This window comes from Parvibaculum sp. (genome assembly GCF_046297875.1).
GTDB lineage: Bacteria > Pseudomonadota > Alphaproteobacteria > Parvibaculales > Parvibaculaceae > Parvibaculum.
The window spans coordinates 525,782-543,323 of sequence record NZ_JBKBHD010000001.1; the positions used below are offsets into that span (position 1 = coordinate 525,782).

At 63.2% G+C, this 17,542-nt stretch carries 14 protein-coding genes and 1 tRNA gene; 8 read left to right on the plus strand and 7 right to left on the minus strand.

Features of this window, described 5'->3' with window-relative positions:
* Positions 1-29: 29 nt before the first annotated feature.
* Positions 30-1,715, plus strand: a complete 1,686-nt coding sequence (locus tag ACK4FH_RS02595; RefSeq protein WP_409810954.1) for an AMP-binding protein — start codon at positions 30-32, stop codon at positions 1,713-1,715.
* Positions 1,712-3,169, plus strand: coding sequence for a flavin-containing monooxygenase (locus ACK4FH_RS02600; protein ID WP_409810956.1), 1,458 nt, complete (start codon positions 1,712-1,714; stop codon positions 3,167-3,169). The genes ACK4FH_RS02595 and ACK4FH_RS02600 overlap by 4 nt, the downstream gene beginning before the upstream one ends.
* A 51-nt stretch (positions 3,170-3,220) precedes the next feature.
* Here ACK4FH_RS02600 and ACK4FH_RS02605 read toward each other — a convergent pair whose 3' ends face one another.
* Positions 3,221-4,198, minus strand: coding sequence for an NAD(P)H-dependent flavin oxidoreductase (locus ACK4FH_RS02605; RefSeq protein ID WP_409810958.1), 978 nt, complete (start codon positions 4,196-4,198; stop codon positions 3,221-3,223).
* A 242-nt stretch (positions 4,199-4,440) separates the two neighbouring features.
* Here ACK4FH_RS02605 and ACK4FH_RS02610 point away from each other — a divergent pair, with 242 nt between their 5' ends.
* Both ACK4FH_RS02610 and ACK4FH_RS02615 read left to right on the plus strand, forming a co-directional pair.
* Positions 4,441-6,090 carry a sulfatase gene (locus tag ACK4FH_RS02610; RefSeq protein ID WP_409810960.1) on the plus strand — a complete coding sequence of 550 codons (1,650 nt, stop codon included), beginning with the start codon at positions 4,441-4,443 and terminating at the stop codon, positions 6,088-6,090.
* A gap of 373 nt (positions 6,091-6,463) precedes the next feature.
* The gene (locus ACK4FH_RS02615) at positions 6,464-6,739 is read left to right on the plus strand and encodes a hypothetical protein (protein WP_409810962.1); all 276 of its coding nucleotides are present in this window, start codon (positions 6,464-6,466) and stop codon (positions 6,737-6,739) included.
* 166 nt (positions 6,740-6,905) lie between these two features.
* Here ACK4FH_RS02615 and ACK4FH_RS02620 read toward each other — a convergent pair.
* Positions 6,906-6,982 (minus strand) — tRNA-Arg (locus ACK4FH_RS02620).
* Between the two features lie 190 nt (positions 6,983-7,172).
* Positions 7,173-8,207 (minus strand): P1 family peptidase, encoded by a 1,035-nt coding sequence (locus tag ACK4FH_RS02625; RefSeq protein ID WP_409815119.1) that lies wholly within the window; start codon positions 8,205-8,207, stop codon positions 7,173-7,175.
* Positions 8,208-8,321: 114 nt separating this feature from the next.
* Between ACK4FH_RS02625 and ggt the strand changes: the two genes are divergently transcribed.
* On the plus strand, positions 8,322-10,055 hold the full coding sequence (gene ggt, locus ACK4FH_RS02630) for a gamma-glutamyltransferase (protein ID WP_409810964.1): 1,734 nt from the start codon (positions 8,322-8,324) through the stop codon (positions 10,053-10,055).
* On the opposite strand, the gene glk is transcribed toward ggt, so the two are convergent.
* The 4 genes from glk to ACK4FH_RS02650 are packed head-to-tail and all read right to left on the minus strand — an operon-like array spanning position 10,047 to position 14,756.
* Complete coding sequence (gene glk, locus ACK4FH_RS02635; RefSeq protein WP_409810966.1) at positions 10,047-11,039, minus strand: glucokinase; 993 nt, start codon at positions 11,037-11,039, stop codon at positions 10,047-10,049. The two genes, ggt and glk, sit on opposite strands and share 9 nt — an antisense overlap.
* The gene (locus ACK4FH_RS02640; RefSeq protein WP_409810968.1) at positions 11,036-12,523 is read right to left on the minus strand and encodes a sensor histidine kinase; all 1,488 of its coding nucleotides are present in this window, start codon (positions 12,521-12,523) and stop codon (positions 11,036-11,038) included. Before ACK4FH_RS02640 ends, glk begins: the two co-directional genes overlap by 4 nt.
* Before the next feature lie 40 nt (positions 12,524-12,563).
* Complete coding sequence (locus ACK4FH_RS02645) at positions 12,564-13,979, minus strand: dihydrolipoyl dehydrogenase family protein (RefSeq protein ID WP_409810970.1); 1,416 nt, start codon at positions 13,977-13,979, stop codon at positions 12,564-12,566.
* A gap of 33 nt (positions 13,980-14,012) precedes the next feature.
* Positions 14,013-14,756, minus strand: coding sequence for a TVP38/TMEM64 family protein (locus ACK4FH_RS02650; RefSeq protein WP_409810972.1), 744 nt, complete (start codon positions 14,754-14,756; stop codon positions 14,013-14,015).
* 320 nt (positions 14,757-15,076) lie between these two features.
* On the opposite strand from ACK4FH_RS02650, the gene rpmH reads away from it, so the two are divergent.
* The 3 genes from rpmH (at position 15,077) to yidC (ending at position 17,539) form a co-directional block, all read left to right on the plus strand.
* Positions 15,077-15,211 carry a 50S ribosomal protein L34 gene (gene rpmH, locus ACK4FH_RS02655; RefSeq protein ID WP_409669451.1) on the plus strand — a complete coding sequence of 45 codons (135 nt, stop codon included), beginning with the start codon at positions 15,077-15,079 and terminating at the stop codon, positions 15,209-15,211.
* Between the two features lie 110 nt (positions 15,212-15,321).
* The gene (gene rnpA / locus ACK4FH_RS02660) at positions 15,322-15,729 is read left to right on the plus strand and encodes a ribonuclease P protein component (RefSeq protein ID WP_409810974.1); all 408 of its coding nucleotides are present in this window, start codon (positions 15,322-15,324) and stop codon (positions 15,727-15,729) included.
* The gene (yidC, locus tag ACK4FH_RS02665; protein WP_409810976.1) at positions 15,722-17,539 is read left to right on the plus strand and encodes a membrane protein insertase YidC; all 1,818 of its coding nucleotides are present in this window, start codon (positions 15,722-15,724) and stop codon (positions 17,537-17,539) included. Before rnpA ends, yidC begins: the two co-directional genes overlap by 8 nt.
* Positions 17,540-17,542 lie beyond the last annotated feature (3 nt).

Below are 17,542 nucleotides of genomic sequence, written 5' to 3' on the forward strand. Positions count from 1 at the left end.
CGATAATGACGCGGGGGAAGAGGGAGGACATGATGAAGGAAGCCCATGTGCGCGGCGCCACGACACCGCCGCTTCGCGAGGAAACGATCGGCGCGGCGCTGAAGGCAGCGGCGGAGAAATGGCCGGAGACGGAGGCGCTCGTCTCCGTGCATCAGGGCATTCGCTGGACCTACGCCGAACTCAACGCCAAGGCCGATGCGCTGGCGGCCGGGCTACTGGCACTCGGCCTGCGGAGCGGCGACAGGCTCGGCATCTGGTCGCCCAACAACGCGGAATGGACGCTGACGCAATTTGCAACGGCGAAGATCGGCGTCATTCTGGTCAATATCAATCCGGCCTATCGTCTTTCCGAACTCGAATACACGCTGAACAAGGTGGGCGTTTCAGCCCTCGTTACGCCCGAGCGCTTCAAGACGTCCGAATATGTGACGATGGTGGAAGAGCTTGCGCCGGAGATTACCCGGTCCACGGGCATCATCGCCTCGGCGCGGCTGCCGCACCTCAAGCATGCTATCCAGATCGGCGGCACGCCCCGCAAGGGCTGGCAGGGCTTCGGCGAGATCGCCGGGCTCGCAGGCAATGAAGAGCGCCGCATGCTCGCCATGACGGAGCGCGATCTCGACTGCCGCGACCCGATCAACATCCAGTTCACGAGCGGCACGACGGGCCTGCCGAAAGGCGCGACGCTGTCGCATCACAATATTCTCAACAATGGCCTCTTCGTCGGCCGCAGCATCGGGCTCAAGCAAGGCGACCGGCTCTGCATTCCCGTGCCGCTCTATCACTGCTTCGGCATGGTGATGGGCAATCTCGGTTGCCTCACACATGGCGCGACCATGGTCTATCCGGCGGAAGCCTTCGATCCGCTCGCCGTGCTGCAGGCGGTCGAAAGCGAGCGCTGCACCGGGCTCTATGGCGTACCGACCATGTTCATCGCGGAGCTTTCGCATCCCGACTTCTCAAAATTCGATCTCTCATCGCTCCGCACCGGTTGCATGGCGGGTTCGCCCTGCCCGGTCGAAGTGATGAAGAAGGTGATTTCCGACATGCACATGACGGATGTCACCATCGCCTATGGCATGACGGAGACGAGCCCGGTCAGTTTCCAGACCGGCGAGGACGATCCGCTGGAGCGGCGCGTCTCGACCATCGGCCGCGTCCAGCCGCATCTCGAATGCAAGATCGTCGATCTCGACGGCAAGACCGTGGCGCCGGGGACACCGGGCGAACTTTGTACGCGGGGCTATTCGGTGATGATCGGCTATTGGGACGACCCGGAGAGAACCGCCGAGGCGGTGGATGCCGAAGGCTGGATGCATACGGGCGATCTCGCCACCATCGATGCGGAAGGCTATGGCAATATCGTCGGGCGGCTGAAGGACATGGTGATCCGCGGCGGCGAGAACGTCTATCCGCGCGAGATCGAGGAATATCTCTACCGCCATCCAAAGATCGAGGATGTGGCGGTTGTGGGCGTGCCGGACCCGAAATTTGGCGAGGAAATCTGCGCCTGGGTGAAGCTGAAGCCGGGCGAAAGCGCCACAGAAGATGAGATCAAGGCGTTCTGCAAGGGCCAGATCGCGCATTACAAGGTACCGCGCTATGTGCGCTTCGTTGCGGAGTTTCCGATGACGGTGACAGGCAAGGTGCAGAAATTCCAGATCCGCGATGCAATGATCGAAGAGCTGAAACTCGAAGTGGTGAAGACGGCATGACGGCGAAGAAAAACCTGCGGCTCGCGGTGATCGGCGCCGGCGCCTCCGGCATGATGGCGCTCATCAAGCTGCGCGAAGCGGGCTTTCACGACGTCACCATCTATGAAAAGGCGGAAACGCTGGGCGGCACATGGCGGGACAACCGGTATCCGGGCGTCACCTGCGACGTGCCTTCGCATGGCTATCGCTATTCCTTCGAGCCCAATCCAGACTGGAGCCGCGTCTGCGCGCCGGGCAGCGAGATCCTCGATTATCTGAAGGCGGTCGCAAGAAAATACGACGTCGAACGCTCGATCCGCTTCGGCGAGGAGGTGACTCGCGCGATCTGGCAGGATGGAAAATGGCAAGTCGAAACGACGTCTGGTTCGCAAGGAGCCTTCGATGCAGTGATCACCGCGATGGGCGTACTCCACCATCCGGTCTATCCCGATATTCCGGGGCGCGAGAGTTTCGAGGGAGAGGCATTTCACACCGCACGATGGAAGGACGATCTCGACCTTGCGGGCAAGCGCGTCGGCGTGATCGGCACGGGTTCGACCGCGACGCAGATCACCGGGGCGCTGGTGCCGAAGGTCGCGCATTATTCTCTTTTCCAGCGCACGGCACAGTGGATCGCGCCGCTGATGCAGGGGCCTATACCGGAAGAACAGAAGGCGCTTTTCCGCGCGCGGCCCGAGCTTCTCGAATCCGAATATCAGCGCATTTCGGACGAGAACAATTCGAAATTCGCTGCCGCCATTGTCGGCGCCAATCCACGCGCCTATGAGAAGCTCGTGCAGGTCTGCCGGGACTATCTCGAGACCAGTGTCCGCAACCCGGAACTCCGCGCGAAGCTGACGCCGAACTATGCGGTCGGCTGCAAGCGGCTGATCCTTTCGGAGAATTTCTACGATGCGATCCAGCAGCCCAATGCCGAACTCGTGACCGACCCCATCGAGCGGATCGAGGCAAGAGGCATCCGCACGAAGGACGGGCGGCTTCACGAGCTCGATGTCATCGTCTTCGCGACGGGCTTCGACACGCACCGGCTGATGCGGCCGATGGATGTGCGCGGCCGCGGCGGACGGGCGCTGGAGGAAGCATGGGCGGAAGGCAATCAGGGTTATCTCGCGGTGACAGTGCCGGGCTTTCCCAACTGGTTCATGATCGGCGGGCCGAACAGCCCGATCGGCAATTTTTCATGGCTGCTGACAGCGGAAAACCAGTTCGGCTATGCGCTCCGGCTGATCGAGCGGCTGGCGCGCGGCAATGTCTCGGAGATTGCGCCGAAACGCGAGGCTGCGGAGCGCTTCAATGCGGATGTGCGCGCGGCACTGCCCGGTACTGTCTGGGCGACGGGTTGCAGCAGCTGGTATATCGACAAACACGGCAACATAGCCTCTTGGCCCTGGACCTTCGAGCGCTTCGAAGAGGAAATGAGCGAGCCGCGCTGGGACGATTTCGAGATGGCGTGAAAAAAGGGCGGCCCGGCATGGACCGCCCCTTTCATTCCTGCTCCGTCCGCCTCAAGCAGCGAGGAAGCCTTCGAGGCGCTTGCGGATGATCTGTTCGGCTTCCGCGACCATACCTTCGATCAGTTCCTTGCAGGTCGGGATATCGTGGATGAGGCCAGCGACCATGCCGCAGCTCCAGGCGCCCGCATCCATGTGGCCGCCCTGCATGACGCGCGGATAGACGCCGCCGACGAGTTCCTTGATGTCGTCGATGGTCGTGGCCGCACCCTTCGTCTTTTCGATCTCGACGATCTTGTCGACGGCGGCATTCGCCAGCACGCGCTCGGTGTTGCGGAGCGGGCGCATGATGAGGCGCGTGTCGAGCTCGGAGGCCGCGATCAGCGCCTTCTTCACATTCTCATGCACGGGCGCTTCCTTGGTCGCGATGAAGCGCGTGCCCATATTGATGCCGTCGGCGCCGAGCGCGAGCGCGGCCACGAGCTGCGAGGCCGTGCCCATGCCGCCCGAAGCGACGAAGGGCACTTTCAGCTCTTCCGCCGCGCGCGGCAGCAGGATCATGTTCGGAATGTCGTCTTCGCCCGGATGGCCGCCGCATTCGAAACCATCGACGCTCACCGCGTCGCAGCCGATGCGTTCAGCCTTCAGCGAGTGGCGGACGGAGGTGCATTTGTGGATCACCTTGATGCCCGCTTCCTTCATCTTGGGCATATAGGCCTCGGGGCTGCGGCCCGCCGTTTCCACGATCTTCACGCCACCGGCGATGATCGCGTCGATATATTCGGGGTAAGGCGGATTGGCGAAGCCCGGCAGGAAGGTCAGGTTCACGCCGAAGGGCTTGTCCGTCATGCCGTTGCACTTCGCGATTTCCTTCGCGAGCGCTTCCGGCGTCGGCTGGGTGAGGCCGGTGATGATTCCGAGGCCGCCGGCATTGGAGACGGCCGCCGCCATTTCCGCGAGGCCGACGAAATGCATGCCGCCCTGAATGACCGGATGCTTGATGCCGAAGAGTTCCGTAATGCGCGTCTTCATGGACGTCTCCCGAATGAATGTCTGCGGCGCCGTGCTGCGCGGCGCTTTCCTGCCGGGGAGGATAGCCCCATCGGTGCAATTCCGGAACTCACTCCGGCGTAAGAATCCCGCCCGTTTGCCGTTCAGCAGCGAACATCCGGGTGACGGTTTTCGTGAGCGGCGCAAAAAGCGGCCTCGCCCTTCCGTCAGGCCCCATTTTATGTCATTAATAGTGCCAATAGTTTTAGCCGGGAGGGTGGCAGATGAAAAAGTGGCAGATCTATTCGCTGGCGGCGGCCATCGTCCTCGCGGCGCTGGCGGGCGCGGCCTATACTTTCCGCAAGGAACTCATCCTCTATGCCGTGGCGACAAGGGCGCGGGATGCAACGCCGGTCGCCCCGAACCGCGAGATCTTGTGGCAGCAGGGGCCGGCGGAAGCGGCGGAAGGACAGCGCCCGCCCAATATCGTGCTCATTCTCGCGGACGATCTCGGCTTCAACGATATCAGCCTTTATGGCGGCGGCATCATCGAGACGCCGCATATCGACGCGCTGGCGCGCTCGGGCGCGAATTTCTCCACTGCCTATGCCGGAACGGCCGCCTGTGCGCCGTCCCGCGCCATGATCATGACGGGGCGCTACGGCACGCGGACGGGTTTCGAGTTCACCCCGACACCGCCCGGCATGACGCGCATCGTCGACATGTTCTACAATGACGGGACGCGGTTTCACGAATTGCTGATCGACCGCGAGGCAGCGGCGAATGCCCCGCCCTTCCGTGAGCAGGGCCTGCCGGGCGAGGAGATCACGCTGGCGGAAGTGCTGAAGCCCGCCGGCTATCACAACATCCATATCGGCAAATGGCATCTCGGCAATTCGGAAGAGTTCCTGCCCAATGCGCAGGGCTTCGACGAAAGCGTGATGCTCGAAAGCGGGCTCTTCCTGCCGGAAGATCACCCGGATGCCGTCAACGCGAAACTGCCCTTCGATCCGATCGACCAGTTCCTCTGGGCGCGGATGCAATATGCCACGTCCTACAATGCAGGCGAATGGTTCGAGCCGAAGGGATACCTCACCGATTTCTATACGGATGAGGCGGTGAAGGCGATCGAAGCGAACCGCAATCGCCCATTCTTCCTCTATCTCGCGCATTGGGCGGTGCATACGCCGCTGCAGGCATCGAGAGCGGACTACGATGCGCTGTCGCATATCGAGAACCATCGCGAGCGCGTCTATGCCGCGATGATCCGCTCGCTCGACCGCAGCGTCGGCCGCGTGATGGAGGCGCTGAAGGAAAACGGGCTCGACGACAACACCATCGTCATCTTCTCGAGCGACAATGGAGGGCCCGGCTATATCGGCCTGCCGGACATCAACAAGCCCTTCCGCGGCTGGAAGCTCACCTATTTCGAAGGCGGCATTCGTGTGCCGCTTTTCATCCACTGGCCGGGACGGATCGAGGAAGGCGCGGAGCGCGACATGCCGGTCGCGCATCTCGATCTCTTTCCGACCATTGCCGCAGCAGCAGGCGCCGCCCTGCCCAATGACCGCGTGATCGACGGTATCGACATCATGCCGCTCGCCAGGGGCACGGAGACGGAAGCGCCCGGCCGCGCGATCTTCTGGCGCGACGGGCATTACCACGCCATGCGCAAGGACGGCTGGAAGCTGCAATTCGCCGAGCGGCCGAACAAGGTCTGGCTCTACAACCTCAGTGAAGACCCGACCGAGCAGAACAATCTGGCCGACGAAATGCCGGAGAAGGTGGCGGAGCTGCGCGCGCTCATCGACGCGCATAACGCCACGCAGCGCGACCCTCTCTTCCCCGCCGTCGCCGAAATGCCGGTGACGATCGACAAGACGCTGGAAGAGGAAGCGACCGAAGAAGACGAATATATCTACTGGCCGGGGTGAGGCTTTCCCAACCTGCCCTTGCATTGAGCGCGGCATCCGCCCCGCCGGGCAGCCGGGCTACTGGCCGCCGACCAAACATGTACGGATGAGCGCGGCGTGGGAGGCCGGTTTCGGCAGCGGCGGCACCGGTATGCAGACCCTCACCGGCTGCAGCCATGTCCGTCTCGTCACGGACAATTGAGAACCGCAGGGCATTTGATCTCAACGACGAAAGCAGGTGGCGGCACGGAGAGGTGCCGCCGTCTGCCTATGCGTAGTTCCCGAGGCTGCCTGGCGGCCCGCGCCGCACGCAGAATGGCTCAAACGGGTCCGGCCAACCGGCCGAACAACGATGCTTGCCGAAATCCGTTCGGCGCCATTTCACGAGGAACCCATGGCCTATAACCAGAACGACACCAACAACAACAATACGCTCTATTTCATTGTCGGCGGCCTTGTCGTCGCCGGCGCGATTGTCGGCTTCCTCTTCTTTACGGGGACGCTGGGCGACGACGCGCAGACGAATGTGACGATGGAGTCGCCGCAGGGCGTGCCTGGACCGGCCGGGCCGCAAGGCGCGACGGGCAATACCGGGAATACCGGCTATACCGGTGCGACAGGCGCCACCGGGGCAACCGGCGCAACGGGCGCCGACAGCAGCGGCGAATAGGCCAGCTCCGGCCGCTTCAACCGACCGTCGCCGATGTCAGATCGTGGCCGCGCATGCACGGCCACGATCTCATCGCGCGGTGCGGAGCGGGCGCGCATTTCATCGGCGGGCAGCATCGCTTCAAGACCGGCGGTACCGCGTGCAGGGAGCGGGTGGCTGTGGAAAATGGCGCGCCCGGAACGATTCGAACGTCCGACCCTCAGATTCGTAGTCTGATGCTCTATCCAGCTGAGCTACGGGCGCATGCAGATCGCGGAGCCCAAGAGGGCGCGGGGTGGAAAGCCACCACCGGTCGGCGAATGCGGGGCCACTCTTAAAGCCTTGCAGGCCCAAAGGCAAGGGGCCCACGCGGCAAAAAACGGGGCGCGCAAAGGCCAGAAACCCCGGCTTCCCGCCGGATTCGGCTCGGCCTCCGGTGCTCACGGACATGTCCTCAGTGCCCGTGACGCTCCCGCCAGGCGATGGTTTCGCCCAGCGTTTCCGCCTCATAGACGGCACGGGCGATGGCGCGGGCCACGCAATCGGCGGCAAGCGCGCCGATGATCGAGAGCGCAGTGTGGCGCGGCGCGGGGTCGAGGGGGTATGCGCCCGTCGCCAGCACGAAGATCGTGTCGCCGTCGACCGGGGCATGAACCGGGCGGATGGCGCGGGCCATGCCGTCATGCGCCATGATGGCGATGCGGCGGGCCTCGGCCGGCGTGAGAACCGCATTCACCGCGACGACGCCGATGGTGGTGTTGCCGCCTGCCAGCGCATGCGCCTTCGAGCCCGAGAGCGGATGTTGCGTGGCAAAGCCTTGGGCGGCTTCGGGCCAGCCGCGCCCGCCAAACTCGCCATCGATTTCGAACGGCGCCGCCCAGAAACGGTCCGTCCCCGGCATCGTGACGGAGCCGAAGGGATTGGCCGCCATGAGGGCCGCAACCTCGAGCCCGCTTTCCGAGACGATGGAGGCGGAGCCAAGGCCGCCTTTATAAAGTCCCGCCGTGGCGCCGAGCCCCGCACCAGCATTGCCCAGCGCAAGATCCTCGCCCGCTCTTTCGCAAGCGGCCTTGCCGAGCGAACGATAGGGCGGTTCCTCGCCCCAGCCCTTGTCACCGCCATTCATGAGATCGAACAGGATCGCCGAAGGGACGATCGGCGAGACGAGCGGGCTTCCGCCCACGCGGTATCCCCGGCCCCGCGCGCCGAGCCAGGCGGCAACGCCGGATGCCGCCTCGAGTCCCCAGGACGAGCCGCCAGAGAGCACCACTGCATCCACCGCATCGACAAGGCAGGACGGATCAAGGAGGTCCGTTTCGCGCGTGCCGGGGCCGCCGCCACGCACCTCGCCGCCTGCAACCGCGCGTGCTTCGGGAAGCACCACCGTGACGCCGGTACGCGCCGCTTCATCCACCGCATTGCCGACGGAAATACCACCCACATCGCAAATATGGTTGCGCGGGCCTTTGCGAAGGGCGCCCAGATGCATATCTCTCATCCTTTTCCTGTCTTTCGCCGCTCCTGCCATTGCGGCAGAGCGCCTTTTATCCGCATCATAGCAAATCGCCGCCGCAGCGCCGCCCATGCCGGAGGAAAATCGGACATGAAACTCAATCGCCTCCTGCCGGGCCTCAGCATCGCCGCGCTCGGGCTTGTCGTTCTCGTCACGCTTCTTTCTCTCGTCTGGCGCGGCAGCGAGCCGCAGCCCTTCATGGTGGCGAGCGCGAATCCCTACGCGAGCGAAGCGGGCGCCGGGATCCTGCGTGCGGGCGGCAGTGCTACCGATGCGGCAATCGCGGTGCAGGCGGTTCTGTCGCTTGTCGAGCCGGAATCATCCGGCCTCGCGGGCGGCGCCTTCATGCTACATCACGATGCGGCCAGTGGCACACTCGATGCCTATGACGGGCGCGAGACGGCGCCGATGGGCGCAACGCCCACGCTCTTTCTCGGCGAAGACGGCAAGCCCCTCCCCTTTCTCGAAGCGATGATCGGCGGCAGCTCCGTCGGCACGCCGGGCGTCGTGAAGATGATGTGGCTCGCGCATCAGGAACACGGGACACTCGACTGGGCGGCGCTCTTTCAGCCTGCGATCCGGCTTGCGGAAGAAGGTTTTGCCGTTGCACCGAAACTTGCACAGGCGATTGCGCGCGATCCCGTTCTCATGCAAATGCCGGTGGCGCAGGATTATTTCTACCGCCTCGATGCGGACGGAACGCGCGTTCCTGCGGTGGAGGGCGATGTTCTCAGGAATCCGGCCTATGCCGAGACGCTGAAGCGCATTGCGGCGGAAGGCTGGCGCGGCTTCTATGAAGGTCCGGTGGCAGAGGAGATCGTCGCCACGGTGCAGAACGCGCCGATGCGGCCCGGCACATTGTCGATGGATGATTTCTCCGCCTATCAGGCAAAGAAGCGCGAAGCCGTCTGCGCGCCCTATCGCGGTTACAAGGTATGCTCCATGCCGCCGCCGACATCGGGCGGCATCACGGCGCTGCAGATTCTCGGTATCCTGTCCCATTGGGATATCAAGGGCATGGAGCCGATGACGCTGACATCGGTTCATTTCATTGCCGAAGCGATGAAGCTCGCCTATGCGGACCGCGACAAATATATCGGCGATCCCGACTTCGTGCCCGTGCCCGTGAAGGCGATGCTCGATCCCGCCTATCTCGAAAGCCGCTCGGAGGAACTCGATGCCAGCATCACGCGCGGCAAGGCGAAGCCCGGCCGGTTGCCTGACGAGCGTGCGATGAACTGGGGCCTCAATCAGGCGATCGACATGCCGTCCACCAGCCATTTCAGCATTGTCGATGCGCAGGGCAATGTCGTCTCCATGACGACAACTGTCGAAGGACCGTTCGGTTCGCATCTCATGGCGGGCGGCATGATGCTCAACAATCAGCTCACCGATTTTTCCTTTCTGCCAGAAGTGGATGGCGAGCAGGTGGCAAATGCCGTGGCACCGGGCAAGCGGCCGCGTTCTTCCATGACGCCGGTCATCGTCTATGACGCGAATGGCGACTTCTATGCGGCCGTCGGCTCACCCGGCGGCAGCCGTATCATCGCCTATGTGACGCAGACGCTGATCGCGCTTCTCGACTGGGATATGGACATGAAGACGGCAATATCCCTGCCGCGCTTCGTCGACCGCAACGGACCGCTCGAAATCGAGGCGGGAACATCGCTTTCGGAATTGAAGCCCTTGCTGGAGCAACTGGGGCACAAGGTCGAAATGCGCGAGCTGATGAGCGGACTGCACGGCATTCGCGTGACGCCGCAGGGGCTTGACGGCGCGGCCGACCCGCGGCGCGACGGCAATGTGGTGATGGAATTACCGTGAGGTTCTGAAGGCGAGGCGGGCAAGCCCGAGCAGCGCCGCGTCTTCGCGGCGAATGACGAAGACCGGCACTCTGGCAAGCCAGTGCGACATGCGGCCTTTCGCCTCGAAGCGGGCACGGAAAAGGGCCTCGTCAAAAAGGCCAGGATGCTGCGCCAGCCAGCCGGGCACGATGCCGCCGCCAATATAGATGCCGCCCTGAGCGCCGAGCGTGAGCGCAAGATTGCCGGCAACCGAACCGAGAAAGCCGCAGAAGAGTTGAACCGCTTCCACCGCAATATCGTCTTCGCGGCTATGCGCGCGGGCAGCGATGCCGGGCGGCGTTATCTGACGCGCCTCTGCCCCGCCGAGTGCGCAAAGCGCATCGTAAAGCGCGATCAGGCCGGGGCCGGACAGAACACGCTCGACTGAGACATGGCCATGCCTCGCACGCAGATGCGCGATCAATTCCGCCTCCCGCGCGCTGTTTGCCGCCAGGTCGGCATGTCCGCCTTCGCCCGCCACGGGATTTTCGACGCCATCGCCGAATATGATCGCCGACATGCCGAGACCCGTGCCGGCGCCGAGCAATCCGGCGGGCGCGCCCGGCACAGGGACGAGCGCCGGGCCTATCGCGTGAAGTTCATGCGGGCCGAGCGCGGGAACAGCCAAAGCCACCGCGGCAAAATCGTTCACGAGCGAGGGGTTTGCCATGCCTGTCGCGCGCGATAGAGCAGCAACCGATACTTCCCAGGGAAAGTTCGTCAGGTCGATCCGCGCCGCTTGCCCCTCGCCCTCGACCGGACCGGCCGCACAGGCGGCAACACCTGACAGTGCAAGCCTGCCGGCCGATGCGAGGAATAGCTGCAGGGCGTCATCGAACGAGGCGTGTTCGGCAGTCCTGTAGACAACAGGCGGCTCGACTTCGATGCCGCGATCCGAGAGATGCGCCAGCGCGAAGCGGGCATTGGTGCCGCCAATATCGGCAACGAGAACGGGCGCGCTCACTCAGCGGCCTCGCTGCATTCCTGCAAGATCGCCGCCGCGTCCGGAATGCAGATACGGAATGTCGTGCCTCCCGGCCCGGTCGAGACGAGCTCGACATGACCGCCATGGGCACGTGCAAGCTCCGCCGCGATGGCAAGGCCGAGCCCCGTGCCATCGCTTCTCGTGCCGCCGGAGAATGGCTCGAACAGATGGTCGCGCGCTTTCTGCGGCAGGCCGGGCCCCTTGTCCGAAATGTCGATATGGACATGGCCGCGTGCGCGCCGCGCGGCAAGACGAACCTCGCGGCGTCCGGGCGGTGTGCCCTCACCCTCCGTCAATGCCTGCGATGCGTTGCGCGCCAGATTGAGCAGGAGCCTGAAGAGCTGGTCCGGGTCGGCATCGACATGCATGTCCTGCCCGATGCCGACAATCCAGTCTATGCCATCCTCCTCGCGCGACACGGCCTCGATCACTTCTTCGGCAAGCGGCCTCAACGCAATCAGGCGGCGTTCGGGCAAGGGTTCATCCGCCACGCCGAACTTCAGCGATTTGGCGCAGAGATCGATTGCACGGTCGATCGATCCGAAAAGGCGCGGCGCGAGATGCTGAACCGTCGGATCGTTCACCGCACCAATGCGATCGGAGATCAGTTGCGCGCTTGCAAGAATATTGCGCAAATCGTGGCTGATCTTCGACACAGCGGTACCGAGCGAGGCGAGCCGCGCCTTCTGGCTCAGCGTTGCCCTGATTTCGCGTTGCATGAGCGCAAGTTCGCGTTCGGCAACACCGATTTCATCATCGCGAGAAGACGGCGCGATGAGTCCTCGTGCGTCCTCCGGATTTTTCCGGAAAGCGACCATGTTTTCAGTCAGCCGGCGCATCGGCCGCACGAGAACAAAATGAAGGACGAAATAGACAAGACCCGCGGTAATGACGGAGATGATCAGCGAGAGAAAGAAGATATTTTTGCCATAGCGAATCATTGCGCTGCAAAGGGGTGTCTCGTCGAAAACGATCTCGATCGACTCGCCAGCGCCGAAGCGCGGCTCGCCGGTAACACGAACGACGCGGCCCTCTCCCATGAAAAGCGTATCGAATGCGTCCATGATCAGCGTCATTGCCATGGCGTCACGCAGGTCAAAACTCGCATCGACCTGGGGCGGCATGTCATCGCTCAGAACAAGCCGGGTTGCGTCGTCTCGAATGAGTGCGACGGCGTAGACCTGCGCATTCTCAAGAAGCTCCTCCCGGAGCGCCGGTGTGACCATATTGTCGGGCCGCGCTTCCAGAGCGAGCGATGCAATCTGTGCGGCGGCAAGCCGCTGCTCGATCCAGGTCAGGCGGAAATTCGCCACCGAGGGCACGAAGATCAGCACTTCCGCCAGCATGACAAAAAGAATGGTGAGCACAAGAAGGCGGCGCGAGAGCGAGCCCGCAAAGGGGCGCAGCAGGCGCGTGAAGCGCCCTTCTCCGGGGCGTTGCGTCGGGTCCGCCTCTCGCGTCATTTTTGCCGGTCAACTCCCATGCCGATACCCGGCAACGAGCTTATCCGAACAGACCGAGAAAGCGCACCAGCATCTTTGTCTTGGCGCTGAACAGCGTCGGCGTGTAATAGGCCCCCGCAGCCCGTTTGCTGATTTCCGACAGGGTCGGATAAGGCGCGACGACACCTGCCATGGCTGACAGTTTCAGCGCCTGCGACTTCGCCAGAACCCAGGGCAAAATCAGCTCGCCGGCATGCGGCGCGGCAATACTTGCGCCGAGGACGCGGGCATGGTTGTCCGTCACCACCTTGATGACGCCCTCCGTTTCGCGCTCAGCCTGGGCGCGGTCGTTTTCGGCGAGATGCCAGCGCAGCACATTGACCGTCAGGCCCTTCGCCCGCGCCTCGGCTTCCGTCAAGCCGACATGGGCTAGTTCCGGGTCGGTATAGGTGACATGGGGTATGGCGCTGTGGTCGGCCCTGGCGGGGACGCGGAAGAGCGCATTTCGAATGACGATCCCTGCGTGATAGCCCGCGACATGGGTGAATTGCGGACCGCCCGCCACATCTCCGATGCCGAAAATGCGCTTGTTCGTCGTGCGCAAGCGCTCGTCGACGCGCAGGCCGCGCTCGGTATATTCGACGCCTGCCTTTTCGAGATCGAGACCCTCGACATTGGCGCGCCGTCCCGTGGCGACGAGAAGATGCGTTCCGGCGATTTCCCTTTGATCGGCAAGCGTGACCTTGACCTCGCCTGCACCGCCGGAAACGGACCCGATCTTCACACCTTCGAGAATCTCGATGCCTTCCTTGCGCAGCCGCGCGATCACCAGCGCCGAAATCTCCTCATCGTCGCGGGCAAAGGCTCTCAGCGTTTCAAGCACGGTGACGCGCGCGCCGAGGCGGCGATGCGCCTGTGCCATTTCCAGGCCGATGGGGCCTGCACCGATAATGATGAGATGCTCCGGACAGGTCATGTTCCCGAAAATGGTTTCGTTGGTGTGGAACGCCACCTTGTCGAGGCCCGGAATTGGCGGCACGAAGGGCCGCGACCCGGTTGCGATCACAAAACGGCGCGCGGTGATCTCCGCATTGCCCGCAATGACCGTGCTGCCATCGCGGAAGCGGCCATGTTCCTTGATGACGGTGACGCCGAGAGCCTCGAAGCGCGCAACGGAATCGTTCGGCGCGATGGCGGCGATCACCGAATGAACGTGGTCGTGAACCTTCGCAAAGTCGACATCAGGCTTCACGGGGGAAATGCCGAAAGGCTCGCCTGCGCCCATGCGGTAGGCCTGTTTTGCGGCAGCAAGAAGCGCCTTGGAGGGCACACAACCGGTATTCAGGCAGTCGCCGCCCATCTCATCGCGCTCGATCAGCACGGTGCGCGCACCCATCTGCGCTGCGCCGGCTGCGACGGACAGACCGCCCGAGCCAGCACCGATCACGCAGATGTCAGCCTTGATCCTCTTAGCCATGAATACTCCGGTGCGAAATGTGAAACCTGCCTGTCAGGCGGCCTCGTCTGGAAGGCTGTTCTTGCCTGCAAAGCGGCGATAGATGACGGGCACCAGCGCCAGCAGCGCCAGCGCGAGAATGGGACCGATGATCTGCGGCTCCATGATGAGGCCGAGATCGGGCTCGCGGCCTGCATCGAAAACGGCACCAAGCCCGTTGCCGAGGCTCGCGAAGACGAAAGTGGCCGGCATGATGCCGAAGAATGTCGCGAGCACATAGGTGCGGAGCGGTACGCCGAGAAAGGCGGGCGCCAGATTGACGAGGAAGAAGGGAAAGAGCGGCACGAGGCGAAGCACCAGCATGTAGCTGAAGGCATTTTCGCCAAAGCCCTGCTCGATGCGGCGCAGGCCAGGGCCCGCCTTTGCGCGCAGCGCATCGCCCAGCGCCGTCTTTGCAGCAAGGAAGATAGCGGTCGCGCCGATCGTCGCACCGGCAATGGTGAGAAGGCCCCCGAACAGCGTGCCGAACAGGAAACCGCCGGTCAGCGTGGCGACAAGCCCGCCCGGCAGCGAGAAGGCGACCATTGCGATATAGGCGACAACATAGACAAAGGCGGCAAGGAACCAGTTTTCCGCGACCCAGCCCGTCAGCGCCTGACGGTTGTCGCGCAAGGTGTCGAGTGTCACATAGCGATCGAGGCCGAGGGCAAAGAACGCGCCAAGGCCGGCCAGAAGGATGGCAAGCGGCAGGAAGCGGCGAAAGGCGCCCGCCGGGGCTTTAGGCGCGGATTCGGTCATTGAGCCTCGCAATTGGCCGCTTGGAACATAAAGGGAACAAACGAACAGGCCGGACGGCCGCCCGCCATCGGGCGCGCGGGGGCCACATTAAACCCAATCTCACCCGGCGAAAGGCCCGCTCACCGGAATGTGAGACATCGTCAGGCAAGGCGATCCGGGCCGGAATTGGCCGCGGGAAGTTGACTTGTGCGCGCCATATCGCTTATACACCCCGCCAGACAGCCGTCGGGCGGCAACGCCTGCGGCTCTTGTTTTTATTGGCATTCGAGGCAGCCCACCCAGGGCGCCCGGAGCTGGCCAGGATCCGCCGGAGAAGAGACGTGAAACGGACTTATCAACCGAGCAAACTCGTCCGCAAGCGCCGCCACGGCTTCCGTGCGCGCGCCGCGACCGTTGGCGGCCGCAAGGTTCTTGCTGCGCGCCGTGCCAAGGGACGCAAGCGGCTCTCCGCCTGAACCCAGCGCCCGTGACCTCCGGCGCCGTTCATGACGGCCCGGCCTCACGGTCCCTTGCAGTCGAGGCTTTCCAATCGGGCGCGGTACATCGTGCCCCTGCGAGCTGCCAGATGGACCGCCAGCCGGACAGATTGCGAAAGCGCAAAGACTTCCTCGCCGCCGCCCGCGGGCGCAAACGCGCCGAACGCGGGCTCGTGCTGCAGGCCAATTTCCGCAACGACGAAAATTCACCTCGTGTCGGCTTCACAGTGACGCGGAAGGTCGGCTGCGCCGTGGAGCGCAACAGGGCGAAACGGCGCCTGCGCGCAGCGGCGGCCGAAGTTCTTCCCCTCTTGGCGAAAGACGGCTACGACTACGTTCTGATCGGGCGCCAGGACACGTTGACACGGCGCTGGCCCGACCTTATCGGCGATCTCAGAATCGCTCTCAGCAAAGTTCATGGAAGCCGCGGCGCGCAGGCGCCCGCGTCTTCCGATGCCTCAAGTTCCGCTTCCGGGAAAGACGTGCCACATGGGTGACAATCGAAACTTTCTTATCGCCATCGTCCTGTCGCTGCTCGTTTTCGCCGGATGGCAATATTTCGTGCTGACCCCGCAGATGGAGGCGGAGAAAGCCAGGCAGGAAGCGGCTGCCGCCGCGCAAGGAACCGGGACGGACAGAGCACCCGAAGCAGCAGCGCCCAGCGATGTCCGCCTGCCCAGCGTCGACGAGCCGGTCCAGCGGATTGCGCCTGGTACGGCAATGGTCGGCGTCACGCGCGAAGATGCTTTGGCCGCCAGCCCGCGCGTTCCCATCCTCTCGGAAGAACTCGATGGTTCGATCTCGCTGCGCGGCGCGCGTTTCGACGATCTGAAACTGCGCCAGTACCGCATGACGGTCGACCCGGCGAGCCCGGAAGTGTCGCTGCTGACGCCGACAGGTACGCAGACGCCTTATTTCGCGGAATTCGGTTTCATTCCGGCGCCCGGCCAGAATGTGAACCTGCCCGGCTCGCGTACGCAGTGGCAGCTTGCCGAAGGCGACATGCTGACGCCTTCGACGCCGGTGACGCTGCGCTGGGAAAACGGCCAGGGCCTCACCTTCCTGCGCACGATCTCGGTCGATGAGCATTTCCTCTTCACCGTGAAAGACCGTGTCGAAAACAATGGCGGCAATGCGGTCACACTTTATCCCTATGGCCTCGTCTCGCGCACGGGAAGACCGGCCGGCAGCTCCTTCTTCATTCTGCATGAAGGTTTTATCGGCGAGTTTCCGAGCGTCGGCGAAGTCGCCGTCTCCTACAAGAATGCCGCCGATGACGGCCCGGTGAAGGTCACCGACACGGATGGCTGGCTCGGCATCACCGACAAATACTGGGCGGCAGCGATCATTCCGCAGACGGGTGAAAACTTCGTCGCCAGCTTCAGCGCCGATCCGACTTCGGCGATCGAGAATTTCCAGGCCGATTTCCGTTACGGCGCGCATGAAGTTCCGGCTGGCGGCGCCATCGAGATCGAGAACCGCCTCTTTGCGGGCGCGAAGGTCTCTTCCGTCATCGATACCTATCACGCGGCCGGCATATACAAGTTCAATCTGCTGATCGACTGGGGCTGGTTCTGGTTCCTGACTCAGCCGCTTTTCAAGCTGCTGCACTACATTGCGATCTATGTCGGCAATTTCGGTATCTCGATCCTGCTCGTCACTGTGCTTATCAAGCTTGTCTTCTATCCGCTCGCGAACAAGTCCTATGTCGCCATGAGCAAGATGAAGAAGCTGCAGCCCGAAATGGAGAAGCTGCGCGAGCGGTACAAGGACGACCGCATGAAGCAGCAGCAGGAGATCATGGAGCTCTACAAGAAGGAGCAGGTGAACCCACTGGCGGGCTGCCTGCCTGTTCTCGTTCAGATCCCGGTCTTTTTCGCGCTCTACAAGGTTCTCTTCGTCACCATCGAAATGAGGCATGCGCCGTTTTTCGGCTGGATCGACGATCTGTCGGCGCCCGATCCAACGTCGCTCTTCAATCTTTTCGGTCTCATTCCCTGGGATCCGCCCTCGCTTCTCGTCGTCGGCATCTGGCCGCTCATCATGGGCTTCACCATGTTTGTGCAGATGCGGATGAACCCGCTGCCGGCAGATCCCATTCAGGCGCAGATCTTCACCTGGATGCCGGTCATCTTTACCTTCATGCTGGCAGGCTTCCCGGCAGGTCTCGTCATCTACTGGGCGTGGAACAACACGCTCTCGGTGATCCAGCAGGGCGTCATCATGAAGCGGCAAGGTGTGCCGATCGAGATTTTCAACAATCTCGGTCTCGACAAGCTTGTGGGCGGCGGCAAGCCGAAGTCCTGAGCG